This is a genomic window from Acidovorax sp. (genome assembly GCF_046314175.1).
Taxonomy (GTDB): domain Bacteria; phylum Pseudomonadota; class Gammaproteobacteria; order Burkholderiales; family Burkholderiaceae_C; genus Acidovorax.
The window spans coordinates 1-14,512 of record NZ_JBKBXG010000016.1 but is presented as its reverse complement, the minus strand read 5'-3'; the positions used below and the strand labels follow the sequence as shown (position 1 = coordinate 14,512).

General features: G+C 65.1%; 16 protein-coding genes. 7 read left to right on the top strand and 9 right to left on the bottom strand.

What is annotated here, in order from left to right; translation table 11 throughout:
* Positions 1-44: 44 nt before the first annotated feature.
* Positions 45-1,238: a pyridoxal-phosphate dependent enzyme gene (locus ACK4OE_RS06395; RefSeq protein WP_409883827.1), complete on the bottom strand. Its 1,194-nt coding sequence runs from the start codon at positions 1,236-1,238 to the stop codon at positions 45-47.
* Positions 1,239-1,308: 70 nt separating this feature from the next.
* Here ACK4OE_RS06395 and ACK4OE_RS06390 point away from each other — a divergent pair, with 70 nt between their 5' ends.
* The gene (locus ACK4OE_RS06390) at positions 1,309-2,223 is read left to right on the top strand and encodes a LysR substrate-binding domain-containing protein (RefSeq protein ID WP_409883825.1); all 915 of its coding nucleotides are present in this window, start codon (positions 1,309-1,311) and stop codon (positions 2,221-2,223) included.
* A gap of 21 nt (positions 2,224-2,244) precedes the next feature.
* On the opposite strand, the gene ACK4OE_RS06385 is transcribed toward ACK4OE_RS06390, so the two are convergent.
* Together ACK4OE_RS06385 and ACK4OE_RS06380 are read right to left on the bottom strand one after the other, a co-directional pair.
* Entirely contained in the window at positions 2,245-3,426 is a 1,182-nt protein-coding gene (locus ACK4OE_RS06385; RefSeq protein ID WP_409883823.1) for an Acg family FMN-binding oxidoreductase, read from the bottom strand.
* Positions 3,427-3,459: 33 nt separating this feature from the next.
* Entirely contained in the window at positions 3,460-4,500 is a 1,041-nt protein-coding gene (locus ACK4OE_RS06380) for an NAD-dependent epimerase/dehydratase family protein (RefSeq protein WP_409883822.1), read from the bottom strand.
* Positions 4,501-4,641: 141 nt separating this feature from the next.
* Here ACK4OE_RS06380 and ACK4OE_RS06375 point away from each other — a divergent pair, with 141 nt between their 5' ends.
* Positions 4,642-5,526 (top strand): LysR family transcriptional regulator, encoded by an 885-nt coding sequence (locus ACK4OE_RS06375; RefSeq protein WP_409883821.1) that lies wholly within the window; start codon positions 4,642-4,644, stop codon positions 5,524-5,526.
* 23 nt (positions 5,527-5,549) lie between these two features.
* Here ACK4OE_RS06375 and ACK4OE_RS06370 read toward each other — a convergent pair whose 3' ends face one another.
* The gene (locus tag ACK4OE_RS06370; RefSeq protein ID WP_409883820.1) at positions 5,550-6,020 is read right to left on the bottom strand and encodes a hypothetical protein; all 471 of its coding nucleotides are present in this window, start codon (positions 6,018-6,020) and stop codon (positions 5,550-5,552) included.
* Between the two features lie 17 nt (positions 6,021-6,037).
* Positions 6,038-6,736 (bottom strand): hypothetical protein, encoded by a 699-nt coding sequence (locus tag ACK4OE_RS06365; RefSeq protein WP_409883819.1) that lies wholly within the window; start codon positions 6,734-6,736, stop codon positions 6,038-6,040.
* Positions 6,737-7,069: 333 nt separating this feature from the next.
* Between ACK4OE_RS06365 and ACK4OE_RS06360 the strand changes: the two genes are divergently transcribed.
* The 5 genes from ACK4OE_RS06360 to ACK4OE_RS06340 all read left to right on the top strand — a co-directional run bounded on the left by ACK4OE_RS06360 (position 7,070) and on the right by ACK4OE_RS06340 (position 11,455).
* The gene (locus ACK4OE_RS06360; protein WP_409883817.1) at positions 7,070-8,749 is read left to right on the top strand and encodes a DUF4139 domain-containing protein; all 1,680 of its coding nucleotides are present in this window, start codon (positions 7,070-7,072) and stop codon (positions 8,747-8,749) included.
* Positions 8,750-8,910: 161 nt separating this feature from the next.
* The gene (locus ACK4OE_RS06355) at positions 8,911-9,426 is read left to right on the top strand and encodes a phosphatidylglycerophosphatase A (RefSeq protein WP_409883816.1); all 516 of its coding nucleotides are present in this window, start codon (positions 8,911-8,913) and stop codon (positions 9,424-9,426) included.
* On the top strand, positions 9,426-9,953 hold the full coding sequence (locus ACK4OE_RS06350; RefSeq protein ID WP_409883815.1) for a CinA family protein: 528 nt from the start codon (positions 9,426-9,428) through the stop codon (positions 9,951-9,953). Before ACK4OE_RS06355 ends, ACK4OE_RS06350 begins: the two co-directional genes overlap by 1 nt.
* Before the next feature lie 68 nt (positions 9,954-10,021).
* Complete coding sequence (locus ACK4OE_RS06345; protein WP_409883814.1) at positions 10,022-10,921, top strand: alpha/beta fold hydrolase; 900 nt, start codon at positions 10,022-10,024, stop codon at positions 10,919-10,921.
* A 45-nt stretch (positions 10,922-10,966) separates the two neighbouring features.
* A complete protein-coding gene (locus ACK4OE_RS06340; RefSeq protein WP_409883813.1) occupies positions 10,967-11,455 on the top strand; it encodes a nuclear transport factor 2 family protein in 489 nt (162 codons plus the stop codon).
* A gap of 489 nt (positions 11,456-11,944) precedes the next feature.
* Here the strand turns inward: ACK4OE_RS06340 and ACK4OE_RS06335 are convergent, their stop codons facing one another.
* The 4 genes from ACK4OE_RS06335 to ACK4OE_RS06320 all read right to left on the bottom strand — a co-directional run bounded on the left by ACK4OE_RS06335 (position 11,945) and on the right by ACK4OE_RS06320 (position 14,121).
* On the bottom strand, positions 11,945-12,385 hold the full coding sequence (locus ACK4OE_RS06335) for an SMI1/KNR4 family protein (RefSeq protein ID WP_409883812.1): 441 nt from the start codon (positions 12,383-12,385) through the stop codon (positions 11,945-11,947).
* A 77-nt stretch (positions 12,386-12,462) separates the two neighbouring features.
* Complete coding sequence (locus ACK4OE_RS06330) at positions 12,463-12,993, bottom strand: hypothetical protein (protein ID WP_409883810.1); 531 nt, start codon at positions 12,991-12,993, stop codon at positions 12,463-12,465.
* Between the two features lie 128 nt (positions 12,994-13,121).
* A complete protein-coding gene (locus ACK4OE_RS06325) occupies positions 13,122-13,436 on the bottom strand; it encodes a DUF3658 domain-containing protein (protein ID WP_409883809.1) in 315 nt (104 codons plus the stop codon).
* Positions 13,437-13,782: 346 nt separating this feature from the next.
* On the bottom strand, positions 13,783-14,121 hold the full coding sequence (locus ACK4OE_RS06320; RefSeq protein ID WP_409883808.1) for a hypothetical protein: 339 nt from the start codon (positions 14,119-14,121) through the stop codon (positions 13,783-13,785).
* Positions 14,122-14,512: the final 391 nt, after the last annotated feature.

Genomic DNA, 14,512 nt, shown 5'->3' with positions numbered 1-14,512 from the left:
GTGGCAAAACAGGGGTTGGTGGAAAGAAAGGGGCGCCGTGGCGCTCAGGCGTCGCGGTCACCCTTGGCGGTGAGCAGCAGCAGCACATGGTCTTTCGGGGCGATGTGGCCCAGCTGGCGCAACTGCGCGGCAGCGCCCACGCAGGCGCCTGCGCACAGCTCCACCCACAGCCCCTGCGCGCCCAGTTGGGCCACGCCCCGGGCTGCGTCGGCATCGCCCACCACCACGGCACCACCGCCTGAGCGCTGCACGGCGATCTGCTGCTGCAGGGTGACGGTGCTGCCCGCTATCGAGAACTGCACGGTGCTGCCGCTGAAATCCGCCTGAGCCGGAGCTCCGGCCAGCACCTGGCTCAGCCGGGCAAAGGGTTCCACCGCCCACAGGCGTGGCATGCGGTCGATGAGGCCTGCGGCCAACAGGTCGCGCAGCGCGCTGTACACGCCCCACAACAAGTCGCCGCGTGCCGTGGGCACGATCACATGGTCCGGCACGCAGCCCTCGGCCACGCATTCGAGGGCCACCGCCCGGTAGCCTTCCACACCGAAAGCCGGGCTGCCCACTGCCGGCATGCTGAAGTTGGTGAGCGCAAAAGCCCCCTCTTCCAGCACCTGCCGTTGCACATGGGCCCAGCGGTCCAGGCCCTGGTCAAACGCGACGCGGCGGGCCCCAAGCCGGTCCAGCGCGCGGGCGAACGGTTCGGGCATGTCGCGGTAGGTGGCAATTTCGCAAGGCAGCCCCGCCGCAGCGCAGTACGCGGCAGCAGACACCGCCGCATTGCCACTGGAGGCCAGCACCACCTTGTGGGCATCCACCGCCATGGCGCGCGTCACGGCCTGGGCCGACATGCGGTCTTTGTGCGACCCCGTAGGGTTCATGCCTTCGTGTTTGGCAGTGATCTGGCGGATGCCCAAAAGCTGCGCAAGCCGCGGCAGGCCGAGGCACGGCGTATTTCCCTCCCCCAGCGACACCCCGTGGGTGTAGGGCAGCCATTCGCCCCATGTATAACCAGAACTGCTTTGCGCAAGTGTGCCCGGCAGCGCGCTGTACACGGCTTCCACGCTCGCTGGTGTGCCCTGTGCTGCGCATGCGGGACAACCGGCGGGTATGTCTTGCACAGGGTAGTGCGCGCCGCAACAAATGCAGCGCAGGCCTGCAAGGCGGGCATTCTGCTGAACTCCGCTCGCGGTGGGTGACAGGGTGCAGAACGGCTCCACACCGAAGGAAACATCGAAAGTCATGCCTGCATCGTAGTCAGGCACGGGGCAGCGCGGTACCATGCCGCAGCCGTTTCAATTAAGCAAAACTTATATGAAGAGCCTGCTTGCGCATGAGACCAAAGAGGTGAGCGCCCGCCAGATCGAGGTGTTCCGCATGGTGATGCGGCTGGGCTCTGCCAACCGTGCGGCGGCAGCGCTGCATGTGAGCCAGCCCGCCGTCACGCAACTGCTGCAGCAACTGGAAGTGCGCGCCCAGCTCACGCTCTTCGACCGGCCCAAGGGGCGCCTGGTACCCACGCCCGAGGCGCATGCGCTGATGGAGGAAATTGAGCGCGTGTATGAAGGCCTGGAGGCCGTGCAGCGCAAGATCGTGGCGCTGCAGGCGCTGGAGGACACCGTGCTGCGCATCGGCAGCCTGCACGCGATGGCCGCGAGCATCATGCCGGGTGTGCTGACCGAGTTCCAGCGCCACTACCCTCGCACACGCTGCCTGCTGATGGTCGACAGCTCCAAGGTGCTGCGCGAGGCGCTCTTCAAGGGTGCGGTGGACCTGGCTTTCCTTGGCGATGAGGCGGACACCAGCGGCCTGGTGTCCTCCACTTTCTATGAACTGCCGGCCGTGTGCGCCCTGCCCGCCACCCACCCGCTGGCCCGCAAACCGGTGCTGGAACTGACCGACCTGCGCGATGCGCCGCTGATAGGCCTGTCGGCCACCGACCCGGCGCAGCGAAGACTGGAGAAGGCTTTTGCAGATGCCGGTATCACACCGCGATTCGTGATCGAAACCCCCTACAGCGCAACGCAGTGCGCGCTGGTGCTGGCGGGTGCGGGCCTGGCCGTCACCAACCCGCTGTTGGCAGCAGAGCATGCGGCCCTGGGCCTGCGCAGCGTTCCTATCGCTGCCGAGGGAATCCACTTTCGGGCCCTGCTGGCCTTCAAGCCGCGCCAGGCCCAGTCGCGCGCCGTGCAGAAGTTCGTCAGCCTGTGCAGACAACGGCTGGTGTAGCCCAGCCCGCCATAGACGATCTCACGTCAGCAGCATCTTTGCCATCGGCCTGCGCGGCGTGGCGGGCACCTCGCCCTGTGCGTAGCCAATGCGGCAGAACATCTGCACCGTAGGGTCCTGCGGCGTGCGCGGCGCGGGCCGCCCCAGCACGAGTTGGTGCACGCGCTCAAAGTGGGGGGCCATTTCGGCAAACTCCTGCACCGCCTGGCTCATGGGGTGCATGCCCACGCCCAGCGCCGTGGCCTGCAGCTGCTGGCGCACATACAGGCGCCCGGTCTGGACCTGGTCGCTGCGCGTGTTGGGCCCGGTGATCCACACAAAACCCATGGCCGTGCGGCTGTGGCCCTCAAAGCGCCCCATGGCATTTTTATAGGCGGCGCTGCCTTCGGCGGGCGGCGCGGAGCGGTCGAACATACCCAGCGCAGATACCGCACGCACAAAGGGCGAATTGATGGAGATGCCGTCGCGGTGCTGCAGGATTTCGCCCGGGCCCACGCGGGTGAGTTGGATGCTTTCCATCATGGTGCGCGGTGTGAGCAGCTCGACCCGCGCGGACTCCCAGCACAGCGTGCGCAGGGCGGGCAGCTGGTCGGCATTGACGTTGCCGCCCACGCCGAGCGGGGCTCCTGCCGGGACGCTGCCCAGCAACTGGGCCAGCAGCGCGGGCGCCACGGCGCGGGTGGTGTCGAAATCGGTCTTGGGTGTGCGGCGCAGCAGTACCTGCGCAAACAGCGGGTCGGGCTGGCCGCCGGACTTTAAGGTGATGCGCGCCACGGGGCGGTCGTCCCAGTCCCTCAGGGCCGCGGGCATCTCGCCCTGAGGCCACAGCAACACGTCGCTTGCCACACCCTGCTGGGCCAGCGCCATCACCAGCAGCTCCAGAAAGGCGCCATGGCCGATGAGTATCTGGCGCCCTAAAGGATCGGTCTGCGGTAGCACCCGCGCAGGATCAGTGCGCAGCGTGACGATTCCGCTCTCGCGCAAGTCCACCAGCCACGGCTGCAGATTGTGCGAATTGGGCGCGGTGATGGCGTAGGCCACGGCGCGGCGGCGCACGTCGGTCTCGCCCACGGGGCCCTTCCAGGCCTCCACCGCCTCGGCGGGATAGTGCGAGCCCACGGCGCCACAGGCGACCAGCGTGCCGGTGGTGGCGGCAGCAATGGTGCCACCACCTGCCAAACGGATGAAGTTGCGACGGTTCATGAGAATGCTCCGGTGATTCAAAAAAGGGGGTTGTCAGGCCATCACGGCACGGGGCGAGCGCAAGGACGTGAGCCCCAAATCCGCCAGCGCCTGGCGCACTGCCTGGTCGAACGGGGTGTGGGGCTCTTCGCCGATGAGCGCGCGCAGGCGGGTGTTGTCCAGCCGGTGGGGCGTGCGCCACAGGTAGCGCATGGCGGCCAGCGCAGCAAACGTGGGCGCCACCACCCCAGCCATGCGCAGCAGCGGCCAGGGCAACTGGCTTACCCGCAGCGCGCCTGCACCGGGCAACCAGCCTTGTTCTGCAGCAATGGCTGTGAAGCTGTGCAGCCACTGCTGCGCGGTGACGTGGTGGCCTGCGACATGCAGGCACTCGAACGCTGCCAGCCGATCACGCGCTTGCGCCACGCGCACAAAGGTGCGGGCCAGGTCGGGCAGGTAGGCCCAGGGCGTGGCCACATCCATCGGGCCGGGCCAGGTGATGCGGCCTCGGGGCAGGTCCTTAGCAATGGCCTGGTCCAGCCAGCTGCCCGTGCCGCTACCAAAGAAGTCCCCGGCGCGCAGCACCACGGCGCGCATGTCGCCGCCCTGCGTGGCGGCCTGCAGGCGCTGCTCCAGCTGCACACGCATGCGGCCCTTGAAGCCTGTGGCGGCCTGGGGCGTGTCTTCGCGCAGCACGGGTGGCATGCCTTCGCCAAAGTTGTAGACGTTGCCGGGCAGCATCAGCGTGGCGCGCAGCTGGCGGGTGACGGCAATCGCCGCGTCCATCAGCGCGGGGGCCTGCTCGCGCCAGGCCTTGTGGGTATAGGGGGGGTTGAGCGCATGCACCACCACCTGCGCGCCTTGCGCCTGGGCGGCCAACGCGGCGGTGTCATCCACCGCCACCGGCATCCACCACACGCCGGGAATGGCGGGCAACGCCGGCCCGCCCACGCCGGGCCGCACCTGGGCCAGCACCTGCCAGCCGGCCTTGGCAAAGGCGCGGGCCGCCGCCAGGCCCAGACGGCCCCGGGCGCCCAGGATCAGCACGGTGGAAGGGTTGTCCGTGGACGGGCGAGAAAGGGGTTGGGTGGACATGTCAGGCTCCATTCGTAAAGGATGGAGTGATTGTGAAAACCTGTGGCCCGTTACACAATTGCCTAACTGCTCATAGCAGCAATGCAAATTTGAATACCCAAAACCGCACCGCTGCAGCCCCAATGCAGGCACCCTACCGCCATGAATCAGACCTTTGACTGGAGCCTGGTGCAGTCCTTTCTGGCCGCGCTCGACCAGGGCAGCCTGCTGGGCGCGGCCAGGGTGCTCAACGCCAGCCAGCCCACCATTGGCCGCCACATTGCCGAGCTGGAATCGCAACTGGGCGTGGTGCTGTTTGAGCGCACCGGGCGTGGCCTGCTGCCCACTGCCACGGCGCTGCGCCTGGCCGAATCAGCCCGTGGCATGGAGGCCAGCGCGCACCAGCTGGCGCGCAGCGTGTCGGGCGCCGAGGTGGGTGTGAGCGGCACCGTGCGCATCACCGCCAGCCAGCCCGTGGCCTGCGTGCTGCTGCCCCCGGTGCTGGCCCGCATGCGCCAGGCGCTGCCCGAGGTGCAGGTAGAGCTGGTGGCCAGCAACGAGGTCACCAACCTGCTGCGCCGCGAGGCCGACATTGCGCTGCGCATGGTGCGCCCTGACCAGGCCAGCCTGGTGGCCCGGCGCATCGGCGCGGTGACGCTGGGCGCGTACGCCCACCGCGACTACCTGCGCCGCAAGGGCACGCCCCGGCAGCCGCCGGACCTGCTGCAGCATGAACTGGTGGGCAACGACCGGCACGAAGAGATCCTGCAAGGCTTTGCCGCCATGGGTTACCCGGTGGAACGCCAGCACTTCGCGTTTCGCACCGACGACCTCATGGCGTATTGGGAGGCTGTGCGCGCGGGGCTGGGCATCGGCTTTGTGGGCAACTACTTGGCCCGCACCGACCCGAACGTGGTGGCCGTGCTGCCGCAGCTGCAATTGCCCGAGCTGCCCATCTGGCTCACGGTGCACCGCGAGATACGCACCAGCCGCAGGATTCGGGCGGTGTATGACTTTCTGGCACAGGAGGTGCCGGGGGTGCTTTAAGTCCGGCGCGGTGTGGTGCGGCGCTAGGCGCGCTCGGGCTGCGGCTGCCCGCGCACGATGAAGTGGCGCGAAAAGCCCAGCGGGCGACTCACCCCGGTCGGCTCGGACAGTAGAGGCACCCTGAAGCCCGGCTCGGGCAGCACCTGGACGCTCCAGTCGGTACCGCCAATGAAGCGAAAGCGCAGGGTGTCCGGCTGGTCAGACTCGAGCAGCGAGAACGAGCCGGTTGAGTAGATGCCGCCCACCGTGGCAGAGTCCAGCAGGTTCAGCTGCGCGTCCAGCAGGTGGATGTGCAGCAGTTCTTCAAAAGGTGTGTCGTCGGTGGTGAAAAGCAGGGTGAACGTCTGCCACTGCGCTGCTGCCTCCAGCACTGCTCCCGGCACCTGGCGCCCCGTGGCTTGCCCGTTAAGCACGATTTCGCACTGTGGCTGGGCATCCTCGGCGAGACCTGCAACGCGAGTTACCGACAACTCCGACGCTGAAAGGACGTGCATGTTGTAGCCGCTCCCGATCACCAGAAAAAGTCCACGCCAAACGCGGCCAGCGCCCCGCCGACAAAAGCCCCGACCGTGACACACACAGGCGCCCCGGGGCCACACGCCAAGCCTGCCAGCGCACCGCCCGCAATGCCGCCACCAATGCCTGCTCCTGTCACAGCCAGCTCGCGGCGCGCGGCCCCGGCCTTGTCTTCTGCATTGGCGACCGAGTAGACCGAGATGGCAATGGACACCACCAACAGCCCGCGCCCTGCGCGCGACAGATTACGCATGGCCGCGGTCACCTTGGGGTTGGAGGTGCCGGCGGATTTGACGATCTCCGCATACACCGCGTTCTTCTGCGTGACAGAAAGGCGGTTGAAGTCCGCAGACGCGCCATGCAGTTGCTGCGTCTTGCGCGCTACCAGCTCGTTGAGCGACTTGCCTTCGCGCTTGAGCCGTTCGGCCATCGCGCGGCCCACCGGGGTGCTGCGCCCACGAATCACTTCCATGATGACGTTTCGCGCCTCTTGCGCCTGCTGCGCGGCCTGCGCCCAGGTGATGCGGCCGCTGGTCGCCTGGCCCCGAAGTTCATTGGCCATGGCCTGAATCTGCATCGAATACGCCTGTCGCGCTGCAGCGTCGATGGTCAGGTGGGTTCCCGCATTGGCAATTTCGAATTCCAGCGCACGGATGGCTGAATCAAAGGCGCTTTTGTCATCGTTGTCTTGCACGCAGTGGCTCCTGAAAAGAGGGTTGGCTTGAAAGAGGAAGAAGAAGCAAAAAGACCGGGTGGCGTGCGCTGCGCTGCATTGCACACCCACCTTGCGGATTCACAAGCCACCGCCCCGCTGAACCTGCCCGGCAGAAGGAACGACGGCCCCACGGCATGCCATGCCATGCCGCGCCGTTTGGTTTTTAAACGCAACCGGGCATGCAGGCTCATATCGCGCCCGATAAATGGTTACAAGAAGTTGACGCCTCTGCCCGCATCACCACGCACCGCATGCCCCCGCACAGGGGACTGCTAGCATCCCATCCGTCCATCTCGCCCCAGGAGCCGCTCCGTGATCCACCGCCCCACCACTTTGCGCCCTGCGCTCGCCAGCCTCGCGCTGCTACCGCTTTTGTGCAGCGCCTTTTCTACCGCCCATGCCCAGGACACCTCCCGCATTGCCCGCGTCACCGTCTACCCCGGCAGCGCGACGGTAGAGCGCGTGGCCAAGGTGCCCGCGGGCGCGCGCAGCCTCACGCTCAGCTGCCTGCCGGCGTCGCTGGATGTGCAAAGCCTGCAGATCAATGCGGACCCGGCCGTGCGCGTGGGTGAGTTCAATGTGCTGACCGAGTCCCGCGACATGGTGAGCGCCTGCGCGAGCCCGCTGGACGGCCGCATTCGCGAGCTCGAAGACCAGATCGCTGGCGTGAAGGCCGAGTCCTCGGCGCTGCAGCTGGTGGATGGCTACCTGCGCAGCGTGGCCAATGTGGGCACGGCGCCCAGCGACCCTGCGGCGGCCAACCGCAGCGCCAGCACAGGCCCCGCGCCGACGCCCGCGCAGATCACCGCGACGGCCGATGTACTGCGCAAGTCGGGCCAAGACAGCTTTGCGCGCGCGCACCAACTGCAGCGCAAGCAAGAAGCGCTGCAGCTGGCCCTGAGGCCCCTGGTGGCCGAGCGCGACCGCGTGGCCAGCCAGCGCGCGCGGGTAGTGTCGGTCACCATCAACCTCGCCACCGAGCGCGAGGCCGAGCTGCGCCTGTCCTACCAGGTGCGCGGCCCCGGCTGGCAGCCCAGCTACCGCGCTACGCTGGACGCCATCAAGTCCACGGTGCTGCTGGAACGCCAGGCGCTGGTGGCACAGAACAGTGGCGAAGATTGGAGCAATGTGCAGCTCACGTTGTCCACCGGTCAGCCCGGCCGAGCCACGCAAGGGCAGTTGCCACGGCCGTGGTGGCTGAATGTGGCGCCACCACCGCAGGGCACGCAGGCAGCCAGCGTTGCCATGATGGCCGCACCAGCGTCCATGATTGCGAGCGGCAGTGGCTTTCGGGCAACCACCTCCGGCGCAGAACAAGAGGCCATGCCCACGTTCGACGTGAGCGCACTCGACAAGGGTTTTGCCACCGAGTTCGCCGTGCCCCAGCGCATCACCGTTCCATCAAGCGGCCAGCGCGTGACCCTGGCGCTGGGCAACCACACGGCCCCCGCTACGCTGATCACCCGCACGTCACCCGCCATGGAAGAGGCCGCGTACCTGGTGGCCCACATGGCACAGCCGCCGGGCGTGTGGCCTGCGGGGCCTGCAGGCCTGTACCGCGACGGCGCGTTTGTGGGCACTGGGCGCATTGACTTCGGCACGCCCAGTGCAGGCGCCCCCGCAGGCAGCACCAGCCTGTCGTTTGGCCGCGATGAGCTGGTTACGGTAGTCACCGAGGCCCCTCCAGGAGTACAAGGCACCGCTGGTTTCACAGGTTCAACCATTGAACGCAAAACGCGCCGCGCCTACAGCGTGCAAAACCGCCACACCACCGGCATCACACTGCAGGTGCTGCACGCCGCGCCGGTGTCGCGCAACGAAAAGATCGAGGTCGAGTCGCGCTACCAGCCCCAGCCGACAGAACTGACCTGGAACCGTACGCCCGGCACCGTTGCGTGGGAGCAGCCGCTGGCCGCAGGGGCCACAGCTCAGTTCAGTGCGGAGCACACCATTCGCTATCCCAAAGACATTGAATTGCTAGAACGGCAATAGATGAAACACCCCCTGAGGCGCTTCGCGCCTTCACCCCTCTCTCGCTGCGCGGGAGGGGGACGCACCCGGTGGCCTGGCGAAGCCAGTTCCACGGGTGCACTGGCCTGGGCCGCGCCAGTTTCACAGGCCGTGAGCGGTGCGAAGCACCATTGAATGTTGATATGACTCCTAGCACCTCATCCGCCCCCCGCCGCCCCACGGTGGCGTTCATGTTTTCGCATCCGGCCCACTTCATTGCGCTGGGTTTCGGTGCGGGCCTGTCGCGTGTAGCCCCCGGCACCGTGGGCACGCTGTGGGCGTGGCTGAGCTACCTGGCGCTGCAGCAGTGGCTGTCGCCCCTGCACATGGGGTTGCTGATTGCGGCGAGCACCGTGGTGGGCTGGTGGGCATGCACCACCACCGCCCGCAACATGCGCGTGGCCGACCCCGGCAGCATCGTGTGGGACGAGGTGGTGGCCTTCTGGCTGGTGCTGTGGCTGGCCATGCCCATGGGCTGGTGGGGCCAGCTGGTAGCGTTCGCGCTGTTCCGCTTTTTCGATGCGGCCAAGCCCGGCCCGGTGGGCTGGGCCGACGGCCTGTTCAAGGGCTTTGGCTGGCGCGGCGGCTGGGGTATCTTGTGGGACGACTTTGTGGCAGCCTTCTGCACCTTGCTGGTCGTTGCACTGTGGAGGTTCTGATGACAAATGTCTCACTATCAAAAAATGAGCTACTCGCGCTTGACCATCAAGCGCTAGAGGCCAATTTGACTCAAATTTCGCTGCAACTCAAGAAGCACCGGCACCTGCTGGCCACCGCCGAGAGCTGCACCGGCGGCATGATCGCCGCCGCCTGCACAGACCTGTCGGGCGCCAGCGACTGGTTTGACCGCGGTTTTGTCACCTACTCCAACGCCGCCAAGACCGATATGCTGGGCGTGCCCGCCGCGCTGATAGAGCAGGACGGCGCCGTGAGCGAGGCCGTAGCCCGCGCCATGGCCGACGGGGCTCTGACCCACTCGCGCGCCCACGTCAGCCTGGCGGTAACCGGCGTGGCGGGCCCCACCGGCGGCAGCGAGGCCAAACCCGTGGGCACCGTCTGGTTTGGCTGGTGCGTGAACGGCCAGACCTACACCGAAATGCAGCACTTTGCGGGCGACCGCGCCGCCATCCGCGCGGGCACGGTGCGGTACGCCATGCAACGCCTGCTGGGCTGGTTGCCAGCCTGAATCTTGCCACGGCGCCGCCGCCTGCACCGTCCGTCATTCATCCCCCAGCCCTCCTCAGCGCCCCGCCCATGACTGCAGCCTGGTTTGAAGGTTTCGACACCCACCGCATCGCCACCACCGGCGCAGAGATTTTTGTACGCACCGGTGGCACCGTGGGCGCCCCGCCGCTGCTCTTGCTGCACGGCTTTCCACAAACCCACGCGCTTTGGCACCGCGTGGCGCAGCAACTGGGGCGCGACTACTTTCTGGTGATGCCGGACTTGCGCGGTTATGGCGATTCATCCCACGCGCCCGGCGAAGCCGACCACAGCAACTACAGCAAGCGCGCCATGGCGCAAGACATGGCCGAGGTGATGATCGCCCTGGGCCACGACCGCTTCTACCTGTGCGGCCACGACCGCGGCGGCCGCGTGGCGCACCGCCTGGCACTGGACCACGCGGCGCGCGTGAAGAGGCTGTGCGTGATCGACATCGCCCCCACGCTCGACATGTACGCCCGCACCGACATGGACTTTGCGCGCGCCTACTACCACTGGTTCCACCTGATCCAGCCCGCCCCGCTGCCCGAAACCATGATCGGCGGCAACGCAGTCGCCTACCTGCACGCCAAGCTGGGCGGCTGGGGCAGCGCAGGCCTTGCCCACATCGAGCCCCATGCCCTGGCCGACTACGAACGCTGCTTTTGCACGCCCGAGGCCATCCACACCGCGTGCGAGGACTACCGCGCCAGCGCAGGCATCGACCTGGACCACGACCGCACAAGCCGCGCCCAGGGCGAGAAAATCGCCTGCGACACCCTGGTGATCTGGGGCGAACACGGCGTAGTGCACCGGCTGTTCGACCCGCTGGCGCTGTGGCAGGCGCAATGTGCGGGCGTGGTGACGGGCCAGGCCGTGCCAGCGGGGCACTTCATCCCTGAGCAATTGCCCGAGGCAACTGCCGACGCGCTGCGCGCCTTCATGCGCTGACACACTCCCTTCCCATCCTTTTTCACCTTGCCGGAAGCCTTCTTCATGCACCACAACGCCCAGACCCTGCAGCGCTTTTACACCGCCTTCGCGCAGCTCGACCACGCCACCATGGCCGCCTGCTACGCGCCCAACGCCACCTTTGACGACGAAGCCTTTTCGCTCAAGGGCCGCGACCAGATCGGCGGCATGTGGCGCATGCTGTGCACCGCGACGAAGAAGCCTGGTGCTGCCGAGCACTGGAAGCTGGAATTCAGCGGCATCGACGCCGATGCCAACGGTGGCAAGGCGCACTGGGAGGCGCACTACCTCTTCAGCGCCACGGGGCGCAAGGTGCACAACATCATCGACGGCACCTTCACCTTCACGCCCGACGGGCTGATTGCCACCCACCGCGACCGGTTCAACTTCTGGAGCTGGTCACGCCAGGCCCTGGGCCTGCCGGGCGTGCTGCTGGGCTGGTCGCCCTCGCTCAAGCGCAAGGTGCGCAGTACGGCGGCGGGGAATTTGAAGAAGTTTCTGGCGCAGGGGTGAGGGGTGGTGTTGCGGAGTCGCAGATCGCTCAGCGCTTTTGGACTTCGGCTCTCGGCCAGGAGCAGCCGGTGGCGGTGCACAGAAGCGGACGTTCAGGGTGAACCCTTCTGGCCATCGTGAGCGATTCGGCGGAATGGCTTGTTAAAACGCCCCCTGCACCTCCAGCAGAGAGTCACTCCGTAGTGCCAGCACTTGCCCTTCTTGGAAGTCGAGAAGCTTGTGCGGTTTGCCTGGCGCTAAATTCACCAAGTAGTACGCCATATCCTCCTGCTTGAACCAGCTTGTCGCAACCAGTTTGGGAGGAGATTGGCTTAAGTCGATCGCGATATACCGCTTAGCCGGATGACGTCTGAACCCTATAGGGACTTCTATCCCCTGCGCCTCACAGTAGCGTAGAACCTTTTCGCTGAGACGTGCTGCCATTGTCTTGGTTGTTTCAACGTTTGAGCTCAGGCCACAACCCGTAAGGGCAGTCGGCCCGCAGAATTGTTAGGTTGCGATACCTGCATTGACCAGTTCCTGATACCACCCCACGCCACCAAACTCTGCTGAGCGACTTCCAAAGAGGTAACTGACCACAAACTCGCTGAGTGAATCCGCAATCTGCTTAACCTCCGAACCTCTTGAATCTTCCACCAGAACGGAGCCGTCGGGGCAGGCATGGTAAACAAACCCCGCTGGGCAACTGGCAAATGCAAGCCCGTACTCCGATCGCACAATTTTCCAAAGTGGATGAAAGCGGATAACGTCTAGGTTCGCACCGTCATAAACCCGCAGGAACGCTACCAACACAGACGGTAGACGCTCCCCAAGAGCAACCTGTACATCGTCGATTTGCAGGTCGCTGACGCCATGGTTCGGTAGGTCGACAAGTGATCTCGAAACCACGCCAGACGCAACCAGCTTTTCTATGAAGAGCTTTACTTCCATGGTTCCGAGCAACCTAACGTTTGACATGAGCGGTGGCCGACCGGCGCAGCCGGTTGGACATCCGCTCGATGGAATGGTTAGGCATCACCGTCGTCACTGTCGTCATCACGATTCCACTGAGCTACGTCTTCGACTGGGCTTGGAAGCCTTCCTTCTAGCTCACTCTTGATCCACTCGGGATCGATGTAGTTGAACTTTGACTCGATGGCCCACGCCAGAAACTCCGCTGGCCCGCCGTTTAGATATGGAGGGGGCGATACAGGCATGAACATCGTGGGCAGCTTTTCCTGCAGTGATATGTAGTTCAGGACAAAGCCGAGCTCCTGAACCACGTGCCATGCAAGAGGATCGGAGATGTCTATCTCGAGCTTCACCCACCAGTACGCATCGGGGGTTGAATCTGACGAGATGACTCTCACTGCAGGGACCCGATTCAGAAACTCGACTAGCTTCGGAAGCCCCTTGGAGACAACTGCAGGGTTGATGTGCTCGGCCGGCGGGGTGACTGCCTCTAGCTTTCGCACGATGTGGGCATGTAGCGTTCGCTTCGCGTCGGCCGCTTCTCGTTCCAGAGCTTTGCGAAGCTTCGATGGGAGTTCGAGTTCCATGTGACGCCTAACGTTCGAGTTAACCTGCCCGCGGAGGTAGGACTTGTAAGCCCGGTGCGCGACGATAGTACAACTGGCGCGGACCGGGCTTACAAGGCCTGCCGTAGCGGGTCAGGTTGAACGAGGGGTTAGGCCGCGCTGCGCCCGCTTGCAAGACGGACCTCGGAGTGACGCATGGCCCACGGATCTCCTTGGACCTCCAAGACTAGGTTGTCTTCAAGCACGTCGATTCGTGCTTGGATGTAGCAGTACGGCAGGTGTTGGTACTTCTGATCGAACGTATCGAGCATTTGCCCGACGATCAGGGCCACCTTCTTCCAAGATGAACTGCACAATGCCACGATCAGTGCATCCACTTCTGCGGCTTCACTGGTAGTTGCTGATCGCATCTGCACCAGCTCTTCATCGGTCGGCTCGTACGGGTAGGGCGGTGCTGAGTTCATGTGCGTGCGTCGGTTCAGCACTCGTCGCTGCGTCAGTCGACTCTGTGCGGTGGCGAGAGATCGGTGGGGAAGTGTCGTGAGGCGAGTGTCGTTCTCCTTGAGGCTGTTCAGCTCACGCCGAAGGCGCTGACCTTGCTGGCACTCGCTCAGTCTTCATTGCGCGGCCTAACGTTCGAGCTAAGCTGCCCGTGGAGGCGTGCGCTGTAAGCCCGGGCTGCGATGATGCCTCATGGGCCGCGGCCCGGGCTTACAGCGCATGCCGTAGCGGGTCAGCTTGAGCGAGGGGTTAGGCCGCACCCGTGGAGACGCCAGGAGCGTGTTGTCAGATGCAGGCCCCGGAGCGTGGCTACTTGAACTGGTTTTCATAGGCTTTCACATGCTCTGGAAACAAGGTCTCGTATAGAGGGTAAGGAATGCCAAGCGCCTCGACCTCGCGGCCTTCATCTCCGTACTCTTCCGACATGTCGCGGATGTACGCGCCTTCGTTTGGAATGAGAGCTCCATCAGGTGTCTGGATCGAGACGGGCCTGACTCCTGTACTGAGTAGGGCAGTAGCTCTGCAGAACACGGCGTATCTCTCGTTTGGAATGAACTTTCCAAAGGCTACGCCCATCGGCGGGTCGCCACTCTCTAGATGCGTGACTCCGATGACTTCGTCATCGGCGAGAACCGCGAAAGTGTGCATGTGCGGCCTAACGTGATGTATCCCGCAAAACCTGCGGGATAAACTGGACCGTGCGGGATATTCTGGACACTGTTTCCTCCTGGGAGTGGCTTGCAGCATATGTTTTCATGGGACGACCTGTTTAAACGTCCAGGTATAAAAATTCCTCGAAACCCGGCATGCGTCAACTCGGCAAACTATAGCTTGCCGTAGGCAGACAACGAAATTTCCAACAGCCGCGTGCAGCAAGTCAAAGGCTGCTTCCGGGCGGCGCTTCTGAACGGCTGCTCAGGGCCGAGGCTGTGTGGAAACGCGCAACGAGCATGTGAACCCGCCCCGTGCCGCGTCATTGCACCGTATTTTCGACCAGCACTGTTGCAGTGCCGTTTCTGGTGCACCTGGAGCCTTTTGA